Source organism: Thermobacillus composti KWC4 (genome assembly GCF_000227705.2).
Classification (GTDB): Bacteria; Bacillota; Bacilli; order Paenibacillales; family Paenibacillaceae; genus Thermobacillus; species Thermobacillus xylanilyticus.
Genome location: NC_019897.1, coordinates 2,087,003 through 2,103,819, shown reverse-complemented (window position 1 = coordinate 2,103,819; position 16,817 = coordinate 2,087,003). Strand labels below are relative to the sequence as shown.

The following is a 16,817-nucleotide window of genomic DNA, read 5'->3' as shown; positions in this document are numbered from 1 at the left end:
TGGAAATCCATGCAACCTGTTTACGGCCGTAAACGGGTTTTTTTTGCTGCCGAAAGGCGAGAAACCACCGAATGAAGCGGAGGGTCGGGGATGAGGGAATTTGCGGACCTGCATTGCGATGTGCTCGCCAAGCTGCTGACCGGTGAGGCGGAATCTTTTGACGGACCGGGTTCGGACGGGCTGGATGTCACCTATGGCAAGCTGACCGCTTCCGGCGCCGTCCTGCAGACGTTCGCCGTCTACCTGCCGAAGCGCGTGCCGCAGACGTTCATGTCGGTCGTCCAGGCGGTCGATCGGTTTTACCGTCAAGTCCTGACCTGCCCGCATGTGACGTTCGTCCGCTCGCAGGCCGATCTGGCCGCCTGCGGTCCCGGACGGCCGGGGGCGCTGCTGGCGCTCGAAGGCGCGGAAGGCCTCGAGGGCAGCTTCGCCGCGCTTCGCATGCTCCACCGGCTCGGACTCCGCATGCTCGGCCTGACATGGAACGACGCGAACTGGGCGGCCGACGGCGTCATGGAGCCGCGCGGCGGCGGGCTTACGCGGGCCGGGCGCGAACTGGTTAGAGCTTGCAACGAGCTGGGCATAATAGTGGACGTGTCTCATCTGTCCGAACGGGCATTCCGGGAGACAATCGAGGAGAGTGCGCGGCCGGTCATCGCTTCCCATTCCAATGCGCGATCGGTCTGCGATCATCCCCGGAATCTTCGCGATGATCAGATCAAGGCGATTATCGACGCCGGCGGGCTGATCGGCCTGACATTCGTTCCATGGTTCGTCAGCGACAGGGACGATCCCGGGCCGGAAGATTTGATTCCGCATATCGAACGCGTGCTGGAGCTCGGCGGGGAGCGCGTCCTCGCGCTTGGATCCGATTACGATGGCATTGAACGCCATATCCGGGGGCTCGACGGACCGGACGGCACGGCACGGCTGCTGGACATGCTGGCGCTTCGGTACGGTGAGGAACTGACGGAGAACATTGCGCGCGGAAACGCTTTCCGATTTTTGTCGAGCCAGCTTCCGCCGGCCTGACGCCGCTTTCCGGTTCGATCTCGGAACGATATCGATTCGTTCGAAAAGAGCTATGCGATAAAAGCTTGAAATGGCTTGCAAATGTCAACGGACAGTCATAAAATTTATTTGATCGCAGAGAAAAAATTTTTGATCTGCGAAAGTGTTGTCGAATCATTGCGAACGATCAATTGAGGAGATGGACATTTTGATCAGTCAATTGTCTTGGAAGATCGGGGGACAACAAGGCGAAGGCGTTGAGAGCACGGACCGGATCTTCTCGACCGCGCTGAACCGTCTCGGGTACTATCTCTACGGTTACCGGCATTTCTCGTCGCGGATCAAGGGCGGACACACGAACAACAAGATCCGGATCAGCACGACGCCGAAGCGGGCGATTTCGGACGATCTCGACATCCTTGTCGCATTCGACCAGGAGACGATCGATCTGAACGCACGGGAACTGCGTCCCGGCGGCGTCATCGTGGCGGACGCCAAGTTCGATCCGAAAGTTCCGGAAGGCATTGACGCGCGGCTGTTCGCCGTGCCGATCACGGCCATCGCCGAGGAACTCGGCACGTCGCTCATGAAGAACATGGTGGCGTCCGGCGCTTCCTGGGCGCTGCTCGGTCTGCCGCTTGACGTGTTCAACAAGGCGGTGGAGGAAGAGTTCGGCCGGAAAGGTCCGGCCATCGTGGAGAAGAACATCGAAGCGGTGCGCCGCGGCGCGGCGTTCATTCTCGAGCAGGCCGGCGGCCCGCTGGAGGAATTCCGGCTGGCGCCTGCGGACGGCAAGAAGAAGCTGTTCATCATCGGCAACGAAGCGATCGGCCTTGGCGCCATCGCGGCCGGCTGCCGTCTCATGTCCGCCTATCCGATCACACCGGCTTCCGAGATTATGGAATATTTGATCAAGAAACTGCCGAAGTTCGGCGGCACGGTCGTGCAGACCGAAGACGAAATCGCCGCCGTTACGATGGCGATCGGCGCGAACTACGCCGGCGTGCGGACGATGACCGCATCGGCGGGTCCCGGCCTGTCGCTCATGATGGAGGCGATCGGCCTCGCGGGGATGACCGAAACGCCGCTCGTCATCGTCGACACGCAGCGCGGCGGCCCGTCGACCGGTCTGCCGACGAAGCAGGAGCAATCGGACCTGAACGCGATGGTATACGGCACGCACGGCGAGATTCCGAAGGTCGTCATCGCGCCGGCGACGATCGAGGACTGCTTCTACGACATGATCGAGGCGTTCAACGTTGCGGAAGAATACCAGGTGCCGGTCATCGTCATGACGGACCTGCAGCTTTCGCTCGGCAAGCAATCCTGCGAGCCGCTCGATTACAACAAGATCGAGATCAAACGGGGCAAGCTGGTATCGAACGTGCCGCCGCTTGAGGAGAACAAGCTGTTCAAGCGCTACGAGTTCACGGAAGACGGCATTTCGCCGCGCGTCCTGCCCGGCGAGAAAGGCGGCCTGCACCATGTGACGGGCGTCGAGCACGACGAGGAAGGCCGCCCGAACGAGAACGCCGTGAACCGCCGCAAGATGATGGACAAACGGCTCGGCAAGCTGAAAGGCTTGAAGATCCGCGACGCCATCCGCGTCGACGCGCCGCATGCGGCGCCGGATCTGCTCATCATCGGCATGGGCTCGACCGGCGGCACGATCGACGAAGCGCGCGAACGTCTCGCGCAGGACGGCATCACGTCCAACCATATCACGGTACGGCAGATCGCGCCGTTCCCGGCCGACGAGCTCGCGCCGTATGTGCAGGCGGCGAAGACGGTCATTGTCATCGAGAACAACGCGACCGCGCAGCTTGCGAACCAGATCAAGCTGCATGTCGGCGGCGCCGACAAGATCCGGAACGTGCTGAAGTACGACGGCACGCCGTTCCTGCCCGCCGAACTGTATCAAGCATGCAAGGAGATGAAATGACCGATGGCGACATTCAAGGATTTCCGCAACAACGTCAAGCCGAACTGGTGTCCCGGCTGCGGCGACTTCTCCGTGCAGGCTGCCATCCAGCGCGCGGCGGCGAACGTCGGCCTTGAGCCCGAGAATCTGGCCGTCATCTCCGGCATCGGCTGCTCGGGCCGGATCTCCGGCTATATCAACGCGTACGGATTCCACGGCATTCACGGCCGCGCCCTTCCGATCGCCCAGGGCGTCAAGCTCGCGAACCGGGAGCTGACGGTCATCGCGTCGGGCGGCGACGGCGACGGATTCGCCATCGGCATGGCGCATACCGTCCATGCGATCCGCCGCAATCTGGATATCACCTACATCGTCATGGACAACCAGATCTACGGCCTGACCAAGGGCCAGACGTCACCGCGCAGCGCGGTCGGCTTCAAGACGAAGTCGACGCCGCAGGGATCGATCGAGTCCCCGCTGTCGCCGCTCGAGATCGCGATGGCTGCGGGCGCGACCTTCGTCGCCCAGTCGTTCTCCAGCGACCTGAAGCAGCTCACGTCGCTGATCGAGCAGGGCATCCAGCACAAGGGGTTCGCGCTGATCAACGTGTTCAGCCCGTGCGTTACGTTCAACAAGGTGAACACCTACGACTGGTTCAAGGAGAACATCGTCAACCTCGACCAGTTCCCGGATTACGATCCGACGAACCGCGTCGCCGCGATGAACAAGATCATGGAGACAAACGGCATGCTGACCGGCCTGATCTACCGCGATACGACGCGCAAGTCGTACGAAGACCTGATTCCGGGATTCCGGGAAGAAGGTCTGTATCGGCAGGATCTGCGCCTGGATCAGTCCCAATTCGAAGAACTGGTGGCAGAATTCTACTGATGAGCCATCCGAGAGCATGCGTCCGCAGGCGGCCGCGTGCTCTTTTTTGTGTCCCGGGCCGTGATCTGCGTCACAGGATTCGCTTTGGGCCGCGGGTTACAGTAGAATGGTATGGAATATCGCTCGAAAGGATGAGTCGACCATGAAACAAGTGCCGATCGGCGTATCGGCCCGCCATATTCATTTGTCGAAGGAACATATCGCCGCCCTGTTCGGTGAAGGAGCGGAATTGACGGTGCTGAAACCCCTCAGTCAGCCCGGCCAGTTCGCGGCGAACGAGACGGTCGAAGTGATCGGACCGAAGGGCCGTTTCCCGAAGGTGCGGATTCTCGGACCGGCCCGCCCGAAGACGCAGCTCGAGATCTCGCGCACGGACGCGTTCGCGCTCGGCCTGAATCCCCCGGTCCGCGAATCGGGGGACATCGCGGGCTCGCCGGGCATCACGATCGTCGGCCCGGCCGGGCAGGTGACGGTGGAGGAAGGCGTCATCATTGCGGCGCGCCACATCCATTTCCATACGTCGGAGGCCGAAGCCTGGGGCATCGCGGACAAGCAGCTGCTGCGCGTCCGGGTCGGCGGCGAACGCGGTCTCGTCTTCGAGAACGTCATCGCACGCGTCTCGGACAGCTTCGCGCTGGACATGCACATCGACACGGACGAAGCGAACGCGGCCGGCTTGAAGACCGGCGATACGGGCGAGATTCTTGACTGACGGCCTGACGGACGAACAACCCGATTTCGGGATGCCGGGCTTGCGGTAGCGCGCCGGCCTCGTTTCATGCTATAATAGGCGGGATTATGGAAGCGAGGCGATGGTTCGTGGCGAACGAGACGAAGGACTACAGCCGCTATTTCGATTTCTCGGACGCGAAAATCATCTCCGAAGACGAACACGGCAAGCGGATCCGGATCGGCGGACGCGAAATTTTCATCATGTCCGAACCGAGCTACCGCCGGGAGAAGCAGCGCGGCAAGGAAGAAATCAAGGTGCTGTACGAAGAGGCGGTGCCGGAAGAGCTCCGGACGTTCGGCAAGGGGAAAAAATATATCATCCAAACTTACGGCTGCCAGATGAACGAGCACGACACCGAAGTGATGAAAGGTCTGTTCGAGCAGATGGGGTTCGAATGGACGGACGACCGCCGGGAAGCGGACGTCATCCTGCTCAACACGTGCGCCGTGCGGGAGAACGCGGAGGACAAGGTGTTCGGCGAGCTCGGCAACCTGAAATCGCTGAAGCTCGAGAAGCCGGAGCTGATCCTCGGCGTCTGCGGCTGCATGTCGCAGGAAGAGTCCGTCGTAGGGCGCATTCTGCAGAAGCACGCATATGTCGATCTCGTTTTCGGGACCCATAACATTCACCGCCTCCCGATTCTGCTCCGGGACGCATATTTCGGCAAAGAGATGGTCGTCGAAGTGTGGTCGAAGGAAGGCGACATCATCGAGAATCTGCCGAAGAAGCGCGAAGGGATGCGCGCCTGGGTGAACATCATGTACGGCTGCGACAAATTCTGCACGTACTGCATCGTGCCGTACACGCGCGGCAAGGAGCGCAGCCGGCTGCCCGAGGACGTCATCGCGGAAGTGCGCGAACTGGCGCGCCAGGGATACCGGGAGATTACGCTGCTCGGCCAGAACGTCAACGCCTACGGCAAAGATTTCACGGACCGGGACTACCGGTTCGCGGATCTGATGGCCGACCTGTCGAAGATCGACATTCCGCGCATCCGGTTCACGACGAGCCACCCGCGCGATTTCGACGACAAGCTGATCGAAGTGCTCAGCCGAGGCGGCAATCTCGTGGAGCACATCCATCTGCCGGTGCAATCCGGCAGCACGGAGATTCTGAAGCGGATGAGCCGCAAATATACGCGCGAATCGTATCTGGAACTTGTGCGCAAGATCAAGGCCGCCATTCCGGGCGTAGTGCTGACGACGGACATCATCGTCGGCTTCCCGGGCGAGACGGAGGAGCAGTTCGAGGAGACGATGTCGCTCGTCCGCGAAGTCGGCTTCGATTCGGCGTACACGTTCATCTACTCGCCGCGCGCCGGCACGCCGGCCGCCGAGATGGAAGACAACGTGCCGATGGAAGTGAAGAAGGAGTGGCTGATCCGGCTGAACGACCTGGTCGCCGAGCTGAGCAAGCGGAGCAACGAAGCGCTGCGCGGCCGCGTCGTCGAAGTGTTGGTGGAAGGCCGAAGCAAGAGCAACCCGAACGTGTTGTCCGGACGGACGCGCACGAACAAGCTGGTCCACTTCGAGGGACCGCCGGAATGGATCGGTTCGTTCGTCCATGTGCGGGTGACCGATCCGCAGACCTGGTATATCAAGGCGGAACCTGTGCGGCAGGAGACCGGAGCGGTCTCCTGACCGGCTGTCCGCGGCAAGGAGAGATGAAGGAATGGCTGATCACGGCCACGATCATGACCATGCGGGAGGATGCGGCATTCCGAAATTCGATTCGCGGGATCTCGTCATTCGCGCCGACATCATGGCGAAGGCGAAGGAACTGGCCGAGATGATCTACACCTCGGACGAAGTGCAGCATTATCGCAAGGCCGAGGCGCAGATCAAGGCGAGCGAGAAAGTGCAGTCGATCATCGCGCAGATCAAGAAGAAACAGAAGGAGATCGTCGCGTTCGAACGGTTCCAGAATCCGGAGATGGTGAAAAAAATCGAGGCCGAGATCGAGGCGCTGCAGGACGAGCTGGATCAGATGCCGATCGTCGTCGATTTCCAGCAAAGCCAGTCGGATATCAACTATCTGTTGCAGCTGGTCGTGTCGGTCATCCGCGACACCGTCGCGAAGAAGCTGGATGTCGAGGGCGAACCCGCGCCGGCGGCGCCCGCGGACTGCAGCGATTGATCGAAAGGGCAAGGCGCATACAAGGAAGAAAGGCTTCCGTGAAGCGGACATACGTCCCGCGCGGAAGCCTAAGAGGAACGTGCAAGGGACCAAGCCTCCGGCAAGTCTGAACGTCATCAGACGGCCGGAGGTTTGGATTTTTTATGGGGGACTGTCAGGCATCCGCACCGCTGCCCGGGACGCCGGCCGGCCGCGCCGGGTTCCGCAGCCCGCGGGCATGCGGCAGCAGCGCCGCTGCAGCGAAGGCGGCGACGACGGCTTTGACGATGTCGCCGCCGATAAAGGGCGTGAACCCTGCGGCGATCGCGCCGGCGAGGGAAAGATCGTAAACCTTCGCCAGCCACGGCACCCCGGCGAGATAGGACAGGAGCGAACCGCAGCCGATAAAGATGAAAAACAGCGCGAGCGTGAAAAGGGCGCGGTTCCTTCCGTGCAGGCCGGTTTTCAGCAGCTTTCCGGTGCACCAGCCAACCGCCGCGGCGCAGAACGGAAACGCAAGCAGAAATCCGCCGGTCGGACCGAGCACGTAGGAGAGTCCGCCTTGTCCGTGCAGAAGCGGCAGACCAAGGGAAGTCAGCGCGATGACCAGACCGATGCTGAGGAAACCGCCCCGCGCGCCGAGAAACGCTCCGGCCAGCATGACGACGAGATTCTGCAGCGTAATCGGAACGGGCGAGAACGGCAGCGGAACTTTGATCATGCTCATGACGATGAACATGGCGGCGAACAGCGCCGTGTAGACAATGTCGCGAATCGGAAAATTCATGATTGCAATTTCGCTCCTTGATTGTTAACCTTAATCTGGTCGGGTGGTTAACCAATTGCATTGTAACATGGATGGACTTGCCGGTACAGGGGTTTGATGAAAAAAATGATGCAGGCGGAACATTTTCGGATATGCGGGGCGGACGTGCGGCTGGAGGACGGGCGGCCGCTGCTGCGGGTTGATGTTCTGGAGATCGCGCCTGGTGAATGGCTGCATGTCACCGGGCCGAACGGCAGCGGGAAGAGCACGCTGGCCCGGCTGATCGCGGGCATTCCGGAGATGGCGGCCGGCGGGAAGGCTTATGCCGCCGGCACGATTACCCGCGGCTTCGCGGGGGACCAGCCGCTTCCTTATGTTACGCAGGATCCGGAAGCGGCGATCGCCGGATCGACGCCTTGGGAAGATCTGGCGCTCACCCTCGAAGCGCGGGGGATCGGCGGCGAGGAGGCACTGGCCGAGATCGAGCGTCTGCTGCGCCTGTGCCGCCTGTGGGAACGGCGCGACGTTCCCGTCGAGCAGCTGTCCGGCGGACAGAAGCAGATGCTCGCCGCCGCCGGCTGCATCGCATCGGGGGCGCCGCTCATCGTGTTCGACGAAGCGGCCTCGATGCTGGACAGCGCCGGCAGGGCGCATGTCCTGAGCGGCGCGCGCCGCCTGCGGGAGGCGGGCGCTGCGGTCGTCTGGATCTCCCACGCGGCGGAGGACATCGCGCATGGCGACCGGGTCGTTGGGCTGCTCGACGGGAACATCATCTTCGACGGTCCGGCCGAGTCGTTCTTCCTGCCGGCGGGTGAGGCCGAGAGTCCGTGCGAGCGGCTCGGATGCGAAGCGCCGCATGCCGTCCGGACGGCGCTGGCCTTGAAACGGCGCGGCATTCCGCTCGATCCGCTTCCGCTCACACCGGAAGAGCTGGCGAGGGGGATTGCGGCGCGCGGCGAACTGCCGGACGGGCTCGAGCGGATGCTTGCGGAGCTTGACGGGGATTTGACGAACGATCCGGATCCCGCCTGCGGATCCGCCGGACAGGGCGGCATGGACGGGTCCGGCGGCGGGACGGCCGAAGATTGGCGGATCGACGGGCTGTCGGTGTACGGCGACGGCGGAGCGGCCGTGCTGCGGGATGTTTCGGCCGTCTTCCGCGGCGGACGCATAACGGCCGTCGTCGGACCGAACGGCGCGGGGAAGACGACGCTGCTCGAGACGATGGCGGGCCTGCGCCGCCCGGACGCCGGCGGCGTGACGCTCGGCGGCGTTTCGCTCTGGCAGGGCCGCAGGCCGCGGCGCGACCGGCTGCTGCGGTTAGGCCTGGCGATGCAGCGGTCGGAGTCGGCCTGGTTCGCCGATACGGTGCGCGGCGAGCTGTTCTATGCGATGCGCCCGTATGCGGTGCCGGCGGACGAGCGGCCGGCCCGGGCGGAAGCGGCGCTTGAAAGGACCGGGCTGCAAACGGCCGTCATGGGCCGCGTGCCGTGGACGCTCAGCGGCGGCGAGCAGCGCCGCCTGTCCTGGGCGTGTCTGCTTGCGGCGGGCGCGCCGTGGCTGCTGATGGACGAGCCGACGGCCGGGCTTGACGCCGCCGGCGCGGCCGCGCTGCGCGCCTGGCTGGCGGCCCACCGCGCGAAGGGCGGCGGCGCGGTCATCGCGACGCATGATCTGGACGCGCTGTGGCCGCTCATCGACGATGTCGTCGTCGTCGCCGGCGGCGAAATCCGCGAGGCGGCGCCGGCGTCGGCCTGGGCGCAGGCCGTGCTGGCGGGCGGCAGCGTCATGCCGCCCGAAGCGCTGCCGCAGGCGCTGCGGACGGCCGCGGCGCTGCGGGCGCTGCAGCCTGCGCGGCTGCAGGAAGCCTGCGCGCTTGCGGCCGATGCCGGGCGCATCGGGCCGGACATCGCAGGCTTCGGGCCGCCGGAATCGGCGCCGGCCGAACCGGTCGAACCGGCCGGGCCGGCCCGGGCACGGCCGCCGGCTTCCGCCGCGCAGGGGAAGCCGGCTTCCGCGCTCCAGCGGCGCCTGGCCGGGCTCGATCCACGCGCGCTGTGGGCGGCGTACCTGCTGGCGGCATCGGGCGTCCTCGCGATGGACGGTCCGGCGGACACGGCGGCAAGCCTCGCCGTCGTCTGCGCCCTGATGCTGCCCGTCGGCCGGCTCGTTCGCCCGTACCGCGGCGTGATCGTCTATTATCTCGCGCTCACCGCGGCGCTTGCGCTCCTCACCGGCGCCAGATTCACGCCCGCGTTCAACTTGGACGCCGGCGCCGCGCTCGATACGGTATGGCTGATGATGCGGCTGCTCGCGGTCATGCTGCTCGGCATGCCGCTTCTCGCACTGATCACGCCTTACCGGCTGCAGCAGGCCGTGGAGCGGTTGCTGGCCGCCGTCCGTCTGCCGCAGCGGACGATCTGGGCCGTCGGACTGTCGGTGGCGCTGCTGTTTCGCTTCATTCCGCTCATGGCGGCGGAGTGGAGCCGGTTCGCGCGGATCGGCGTCGCCCGCGGCAAGCATCCGGTGCCGCCGGGACGCATTCCGTTCCGCGCGCTGCCCGCCGTGCTCGTGCCGTTCCTGCTCGCCATGCTGCAGATTGCGGACCGGGTGGCCGTGTCGCTCACGCTGCGCGGCTTTGACAGCGGCAGGCGGGCGGCCGAACGGGCGCTTCCGATCCGGTTCACGCGGCAGGATGCGGCGTTTGTCGCCGCCGCCGGGGCGATCTTCGCGCTGCTGCGGCTGATCGATGCGACGCTTTGACCGTCGCGGCGCTTCCGGGAATGCGGGCGCCGGCATCGCTCCGGCGCCCTCTGCATGCGGACGGTCTTGACGGCTTCTTCAATCCGGATATATAATTAGATAACCTAAATAATAAGTGACCTAATGAATTGGCTGCCGGATGCCTATCCTGACGTATCGTCTGGATGGATGCATGGCGGACTGCAAACTTGCGAAAGGGGGGAACCCGCATGATGCCGGACAAGCGGGAAGAGATTGCTAGGCTGCTCATGGAAACCTTCGCGCATTCCAGACAATGCTTCAAAGGGACGGGCGGCGGAGAGGCGATGCGCCGTCCGGGCGAGCTGATGGTGCTGCACGTCATCCACTCCCGGGACGATGGCCGCGGCGTCACGGTGTCGGAGATCGGCGGATGGCTGCGCGTCACGTCGCCGACAGTGACGCAGCACATCAACCGGCTGGAAGAGCAGGGCCTCGCGGAACGATTCGCGGATTCATCGGACCGCCGGGTTGTACGGATCCGGCTGACCGACCAGGGACGACAATACGTCGAGCGCATGAATCAATCCCGTCTCGAAATGTTCGCCGGGCTGGCGGACTACCTCGGGGAAGAGGAGTGCCTGCATCTCATCCGGACAATGAGGAAAGTGAACGCCTATCTGTCGGAACGACAGCGGGCGTTCTGGCGGCAATATGAAGCGGCAGCGGGCAGAGAGCCGAACAGACCGGTGCAGGAAACGCCTGACCGGGCGGGCGCGTCCGTTCAGGCCGGGGAGCCTGCACCGGACCTGTCAAGCGCATCCGGCCCGGCTTCGGCGAACGATGCGCCGTCCGGGACCGGAACAACCGACCGGTCCGTCCCGGGACAGACGGCGGAAGAAGGCGGCAATTGACGCCGCGCACAGGGCATCGCGCAACATCCGCATGCCGCCTCACCCGACCGCAAACCCGCTGCAACGACTCTCGCTGGAAAGGTGATCGAACGTGACCGGAATTCTTCGTTATTTCAAGCCGTATCGCCGGCTCGCCGTCCTCGTGCTGCTGCTGGTCCTGCTGCAGTCGCTGTCCGAACTTTATCTGCCTACGCTTATGGCGGACATCGTCAATATCGGCGTGCTGAAAGGGGACACCGCCTACATTATGCGGACGGGCGTCTTCATGCTGCTGACGGCGGCGTTCGGCGTTGCCTGCAATATCGCGGCCAGTTACTTTTCCGCCCGGGAGTCGTCGGGGTTCGGGCGGGATCTGCGCAGCAGGCTGTTCCGGCATGTCAGCGGATTCTCGATGCGGGAGTTTGACCGTTTCGGCGCCGCGTCGCTCATGACGCGCGTGACGAACGACGTGTCGCAGGTCCAGCAGACGCTCATCATGATGCTGCGCATGATGGCGGCTGCGCCGATGATGGCCGTCGGCGGCATGATCATGGCGCTGGCCAAGGACGCGCAATTGGCCATTGTCATCATCGCCGTCATCCCGGTGCTGGCGCTGACGATCTTTGTGATTTCGCGCAAGGCGATGCCGCTCTTCCGGTCGATGCAGGCCCGGCTGGACCGGCTCAATCGGGTGCAGCGCGAAGGCCTGACCGGCGTGCGCGTCATCCGCGCGTTCAACCGAACGGAGCATGAACGGCGGCGGTTCGACGGCGCGAACCGGGAACTGACCGATACGGCTCTCAAGGCCACCCGGCTCATGGCGTTCACGATGCCGGCCATGATGCTGATCGTCAATTTCTCGTCCGTCGCCATCGTCTGGTTCGGCGGCATCCGCATCGACCGGGGTGAACTGATGGTCGGCGATCTGATGGCGTTCATCCAGTACGCGATGATGATTCTGTTCTCGCTGATGATGATGTCGATGCTGTTCGTCATGCTGCCGCGCGCCGCCGTGTCCGCGGGCAGAATCCGGGAAGTGCTGGAGCTTCCCGCATCCGTCCGCGACGCGGATTCCCCCGCGCGCCCCGCACGGCCGGAGCAGGCGGGAGCGGGCGGCCTGATCGAATTCCGGGACGTCACCTTCCGGTACCCCGGCGCCGAGCAGCCGGCGCTCGCGAACATCTCGTTCACCGCGAAGCCGGGAGAGGTGACGGCGATCATCGGCGGCACCGGTTCGGGCAAAACTACGCTGTTCAACCTCATCCTGCGCTTCTATGACGCCGAGAGCGGCAGCGTGCTGGTGGACGGCGTGGACGTGCGGAACTGGCCGCAGGAGATGCTGCGCGCCCGGATCGGTTATGTTCCGCAGCAGGCGATGCTGTTCACGGGCACGATCGCCGACAACATCCGCTGGGGCAAGGAGGACGCTTCCGACGAGGAAGTGCGGCGCGCGGCGGAGACGGCGCAGGCGCTCGAGTTCATCTCAGGTCTGGAAGGCGGGTTCGACGCGCAGGTGGCGCAGGGCGGCAAGAATCTGTCGGGCGGCCAGAAACAGCGTCTGGCCATCGCGCGCGCCCTCGTGCGCAGACCCGGCATCTATCTGTTCGATGACAGCTTCTCGGCGCTCGACTACAAGACGGACGCCGCACTGCGCAAGGCGCTGAAAGCCGAGACGGGGAATGCGGCCGTCCTGATCGTCGCCCAGCGCATCAGCACCGTTGTCGATGCGGATCAGATCATCGTCCTGGACGGCGGCCGGATCGCGGGCATCGGCACGCATGAGCAGCTCCTCAGGGAGAACGAAGTTTATCGGGAAATTGCGGCTACGCAGCTGACGGAGGAGGAGATCGCATGAAAGGGAGCCGCGAATCGCAGACGAATTACCGGCCCCCCGGACCCCGCGGCCCGGGATTCGGCGGCCCGCGGGGCGGATTTCCGGGCTTCGGGATGCCGCCCCAGAAGCCGAAAGATTTCAAGGGAACGGTGAAGCGGCTGACCGGCTATTTGAAGCCGTACTCCGGCCAATTGCTCGCCGTCCTCGTCATGGGCGTGCTCGGGACGGCGTTCTCGATCATCGCGCCGAAGCTGCTGGGCGACATTACAACGAAGCTGTTCGAGGTGGTGACGGCACGCATCGCCGGTGTGCCGGCGGAGGTCGATTACCGCGGCATCGGGAACATCATCCTGATCCTGCTGGCGCTCTATGCCGTCAGTTCGGTGTTCACCTGGATTCAGCAATATTGGATGGCCGGAATCGCGCAGAAGACCGTCTACACGCTGCGGCGGGAAGTGAATGAGAAGCTGTCCCGGCTGCCGCTCCGCTATTTCGACGCCAGGCCGCACGGCGAGACGCTGAGCCGCATCACGAACGATGTGGACAACATCGGCAACACGCTGCAGCAGAGCCTGATGCAGCTCGTGACGTCGTTCGTGACCATCGTCGGCGTCATCGCCATGATGCTGTACATCAGCCCGCTGCTGACGCTGGTCTGCCTGGTGACGCTGCCGCTTTCCGCGTGGGCGGCGGCCGGCGTCGCGAAGCGTTCGCAGGTCCAGTTCGCGGGTCAGCAGCGTTCGCTCGGCGAACTGAGCGGGCATGTGGAAGAAATGATCGCCGGACACCGCATCGTCAAGGCGTTCGGCCGCGAGGAAGACGCGATGCGCAAGTTCGACGGCATCAACGGCCGTCTGTACGATTCCGGCTGGCGCGCGCAGTTCATCTCCGGCATTCTGATGCCGCTGACCGGTTTTATCGGCAATCTGGGGTATGTCATCATCTGCGTGGTCGGCGGCATTCTCGTGGCCGGGTCGCGGATCGCGATCGGCGACGTGCAGGCGTTCATCCAGTATGCGCGGCAGTTCAACATGCCGATTACGCAGCTTGCGGGGATCGCGAACATCATCCAGTCGACCGTCGCCTCGGCCGAGCGTGTATTCGAGCTGCTGGATGAAGCGGAAGAGACGCCGGATGCCGCGGCGGATCAGCCTGCGGCGCAGGACGGACCGCGGGGAGCGGTGGCGTTCCGGAACGTGCGGTTCGGTTATGCGCCGGATGAGCTTCTTTTTGACGATCTGAGCTTCGAGGTGAAGCCCGGCCGGACGGTCGCCATCGTCGGGCCGACCGGAGCGGGCAAGACGACGCTCGTCAATCTGCTCATGCGCTTCTACGACATCCAGGGCGGCTCGATCTCGATCGACGGCCGCGACATCCGCACCATGGAGCGGGGCAGGCTGCGCAGCCTGTTCGGCATGGTGCTGCAGGACACGTGGCTTTTTGGCGGCACGATCCGGGACAACATCGCATTCGGCCGGGAGGATGCAACGGAGGAGGAAATCATCGCGGCCGCGAGAGCCGCGTACGCGGACCGGTTCATCCGGACGCTGCCGGACGGGTATGACACGGTGCTGAACGAGGAAGCGGCCAATCTGTCGCAGGGGCAGAAGCAGCTGCTCACGATCGCGCGGGCGGTGCTGGCCGATCCGGCCATCCTGATCCTGGACGAGGCGACCAGCAACGTCGACACGCGCACGGAATACCAGATCCAGGACGCGATGAACCGCCTCATGCGGGGACGGACCAGCTTCGTCATCGCCCACCGCCTGTCGACGATCCGCGGCGCGGACGTCATTCTCGTCATGAACCGCGGCCGCGTCATCGAGCAGGGCACACACGAGGAACTGCTGGCGAAGGGCGGCTTCTATGCCGAACTGTATTACAGTCAATTCGCCCGGCCGGAAGGGAAACCGGCCGTCTGAGGTTCCCAATAAAAGACGCGGGCCGCGAGGCGGAAGATGCCGCCGCGCAGCCCGCGCTTCATGCCCGTCGATCAGAACCAGCCGGAGCGCAGCACGATGACCAGCAGGATGTAGAGCACCAGAATGACGGCCGTGCTCGTTCTGAAGAAACCGCCGCAACCTCCTGCGTAGCTCATGGGTTGCTTCCCTCCTGATTTTCATAATAAGCCTCTCGGAATAAAAATTCCCGCATCGGCTCTGGCCTTTCGGCCAGGGTCTTGTTTTGTTTCACCCCCAAAAAGGGATGCGAACAAACTTTCCTCTTGACTTTTTCAAAACGCCCCAATAATCGCCGAGAAGGCAGTTTTTGCCTACCTCTTGGAGAATTGGGTGATCGTTTTGAAACTGGTTTCTCGCTCTCATCACGACTACTTGACCTTCGTATGCGAACAACTGCGAAAGGAGTACGACACACCGGAAGCCATGTTGTTCTTGCAGCACTTCTACGGCGACTTGATCTTCTGGATCACGGCGATCGACCTGTCCGCCACCGCTTCCTTGATGCGTTCGACTTACTCCGCCAATCCCAAAGGCCGCAAGCCTCACGACCCCGCCGACATGCTCCGCTGCTTGCTTCTCATGACCAAGCTCGGGTTGAGCGTCGATGAGGGGGTCATCGCGATTCGTACGACGCCGGTCTATGCCATTCTCTGCGGCTTCAAACCCGGACAGTCGCCGGGTGTCGGGACGTTCTACGACTTTTTCCCGCGGCTCTGGCGGGCATCCACTCCGCATAAGACAGGACGACTCAAACGCCGCTTGAAGAAGCCGCGAAAGAAAGGCAAAAAGAACGAAAAGCAGGAACCCAAAAATCCGAAAATTACGGAGAAACTCGTCTCCCGCATCCTGCGCGAAGGCCAGATCCACTACACGCCCAAAGAACATGATCTCTTGCAACAACTATTCCAAACGATGTTCGTCCTGCCTTCTGCGGCGAAAGGATTACTTGGCGATACCCGTTCTTTTCGCGTCATCGGCGACGGCTCTCCGGTTGAAACCGGCGCGCGATCCTACGGCAAGTTCCTTTGCGATTGCCGCCAGTCGGGCAACTGGAAATGTTCCTGCAAACGGCAATTTTCCGATCCGGATGCCGATTGGGGCTGGGACAGCTATCGCGAAAAATATTACTACGGGCGTACGCTCTACATGTTCACGTCAGCGGATAGTCCTTACAATCTGCCCGTGTACCCGCGACTGTTCCGCGCCAGCCAGCACGATGCCGTGTCCTGGATTTGCGGTTACCGTGAACTTCGCTACTGGTACTCGGATTGGAAGGTGGGAGAGGCGATCCTGGATTCCGCCCACGACGCCCTCCCGATCTATACCATGCTGGAGCATGATGATGTTTCCGCCATCATCGACCTGAATCTCAGGCGCTCCGGGCAAACGGTATACCATGAAATGAAAATTGATTCCGACGGCGTTCCTGTCTGCCCGATCGGACGCAAGATGGTCTGCTGGGGCAAGTGTCCAGGACGACAGCGCATCAAGTGGCGCTGTCCTGCCAAAGTCGGAAAATGGGAATGTCCGACTCCATGCTCGCCTTCCGCGTACGGAAGAACGTTCTACACATCCACGGCGGACAATCCACGCCTGTTTCCGCGCATCCGACGCGACAGCAAGGAGTGGAGAGCGCGTTACGCATTACGAACCGGCGTCGAACGCTGCATCAAGCGCCAGAAAGTCGATTACAACCTGGAAGCTTCGCGCGGGCGCAGTTCCCGTCACTGGAACATTCGCGTGTACTTGATCGCTATGTGCCAGCATGCTGACGCATGGCTGGAAGAAGCAAAGAAGCAACGCCAGCCGATGTCCATTGAGGAGTGGCTGAAAGGCTTAACAGCCGCTTGATGAAGCACGGTTTATATAGCATTTTTTTAAAATGCCCTGGATTAGGGTTCTTCGGCATGCACATTCTTGAAAACAGCTTTCAAACATGCCATTTCATCGGCGCTTCTGCCTCATTCACCC

At 63.1% G+C, this 16,817-nt stretch carries 13 protein-coding genes; 11 read left to right on the top strand and 2 right to left on the bottom strand.

The annotated features are described in order from the left end of the window. Positions 1-90 precede the first annotated feature (90 nt). The 6 genes from THECO_RS09840 (at position 91) to THECO_RS09815 (ending at position 6,692) form a co-directional block, all read left to right on the top strand. Entirely contained in the window at positions 91-1,032 is a 942-nt protein-coding gene (locus tag THECO_RS09840) for a dipeptidase (protein WP_015254888.1), read from the top strand. A 187-nt stretch (positions 1,033-1,219) separates the two neighbouring features. After that, positions 1,220-2,953 carry a 2-oxoacid:acceptor oxidoreductase subunit alpha gene (locus tag THECO_RS09835; RefSeq protein WP_015254887.1) on the top strand — a complete coding sequence of 578 codons (1,734 nt, stop codon included), beginning with the start codon at positions 1,220-1,222 and terminating at the stop codon, positions 2,951-2,953. 3 nt (positions 2,954-2,956) lie between these two features. Then, positions 2,957-3,823, top strand: coding sequence for a 2-oxoacid:ferredoxin oxidoreductase subunit beta (locus THECO_RS09830; RefSeq protein WP_015254886.1), 867 nt, complete (start codon positions 2,957-2,959; stop codon positions 3,821-3,823). A 142-nt stretch (positions 3,824-3,965) separates the two neighbouring features. After that, positions 3,966-4,535: a phosphate propanoyltransferase gene (gene pduL, locus THECO_RS09825; RefSeq protein ID WP_015254885.1), complete on the top strand. Its 570-nt coding sequence runs from the start codon at positions 3,966-3,968 to the stop codon at positions 4,533-4,535. A gap of 107 nt (positions 4,536-4,642) precedes the next feature. Further along, complete coding sequence (gene miaB, locus THECO_RS09820) at positions 4,643-6,196, top strand: tRNA (N6-isopentenyl adenosine(37)-C2)-methylthiotransferase MiaB (protein ID WP_015254884.1); 1,554 nt, start codon at positions 4,643-4,645, stop codon at positions 6,194-6,196. A gap of 31 nt (positions 6,197-6,227) precedes the next feature. Next, positions 6,228-6,692: a RicAFT regulatory complex protein RicA family protein gene (locus tag THECO_RS09815; protein ID WP_015254883.1), complete on the top strand. Its 465-nt coding sequence runs from the start codon at positions 6,228-6,230 to the stop codon at positions 6,690-6,692. 154 nt (positions 6,693-6,846) lie between these two features. On the opposite strand, the gene THECO_RS09810 is transcribed toward THECO_RS09815, so the two are convergent. Further along, positions 6,847-7,458 carry a biotin transporter BioY gene (locus tag THECO_RS09810; protein WP_015254882.1) on the bottom strand — a complete coding sequence of 204 codons (612 nt, stop codon included), beginning with the start codon at positions 7,456-7,458 and terminating at the stop codon, positions 6,847-6,849. 96 nt (positions 7,459-7,554) lie between these two features. On the opposite strand from THECO_RS09810, the gene THECO_RS09805 reads away from it, so the two are divergent. From THECO_RS09805 to THECO_RS09790, 4 genes are all read left to right on the top strand, one after another. Continuing rightward, positions 7,555-10,200 carry an ATP-binding cassette domain-containing protein gene (locus THECO_RS09805; RefSeq protein ID WP_015254881.1) on the top strand — a complete coding sequence of 882 codons (2,646 nt, stop codon included), beginning with the start codon at positions 7,555-7,557 and terminating at the stop codon, positions 10,198-10,200. A gap of 209 nt (positions 10,201-10,409) precedes the next feature. Continuing rightward, positions 10,410-11,072, top strand: a complete 663-nt coding sequence (locus THECO_RS09800) for a MarR family winged helix-turn-helix transcriptional regulator (RefSeq protein ID WP_015254880.1) — start codon at positions 10,410-10,412, stop codon at positions 11,070-11,072. Positions 11,073-11,163: 91 nt separating this feature from the next. Then, on the top strand, positions 11,164-12,906 hold the full coding sequence (locus tag THECO_RS09795) for an ABC transporter ATP-binding protein (protein WP_015254879.1): 1,743 nt from the start codon (positions 11,164-11,166) through the stop codon (positions 12,904-12,906). Then, on the top strand, positions 12,903-14,807 hold the full coding sequence (locus THECO_RS09790; protein ID WP_015254878.1) for an ABC transporter ATP-binding protein: 1,905 nt from the start codon (positions 12,903-12,905) through the stop codon (positions 14,805-14,807). The genes THECO_RS09795 and THECO_RS09790 overlap by 4 nt, the downstream gene beginning before the upstream one ends. A 71-nt stretch (positions 14,808-14,878) precedes the next feature. On the opposite strand, the gene THECO_RS22280 is transcribed toward THECO_RS09790, so the two are convergent. Next, complete coding sequence (locus THECO_RS22280) at positions 14,879-14,983, bottom strand: hypothetical protein (protein WP_015254877.1); 105 nt, start codon at positions 14,981-14,983, stop codon at positions 14,879-14,881. Between the two features lie 193 nt (positions 14,984-15,176). Between THECO_RS22280 and THECO_RS09785 the strand changes: the two genes are divergently transcribed. After that, positions 15,177-16,697: a transposase gene (locus tag THECO_RS09785; RefSeq protein ID WP_015253995.1), complete on the top strand. Its 1,521-nt coding sequence runs from the start codon at positions 15,177-15,179 to the stop codon at positions 16,695-16,697. The last annotated feature ends 120 nt before the right edge of the window (positions 16,698-16,817 follow it).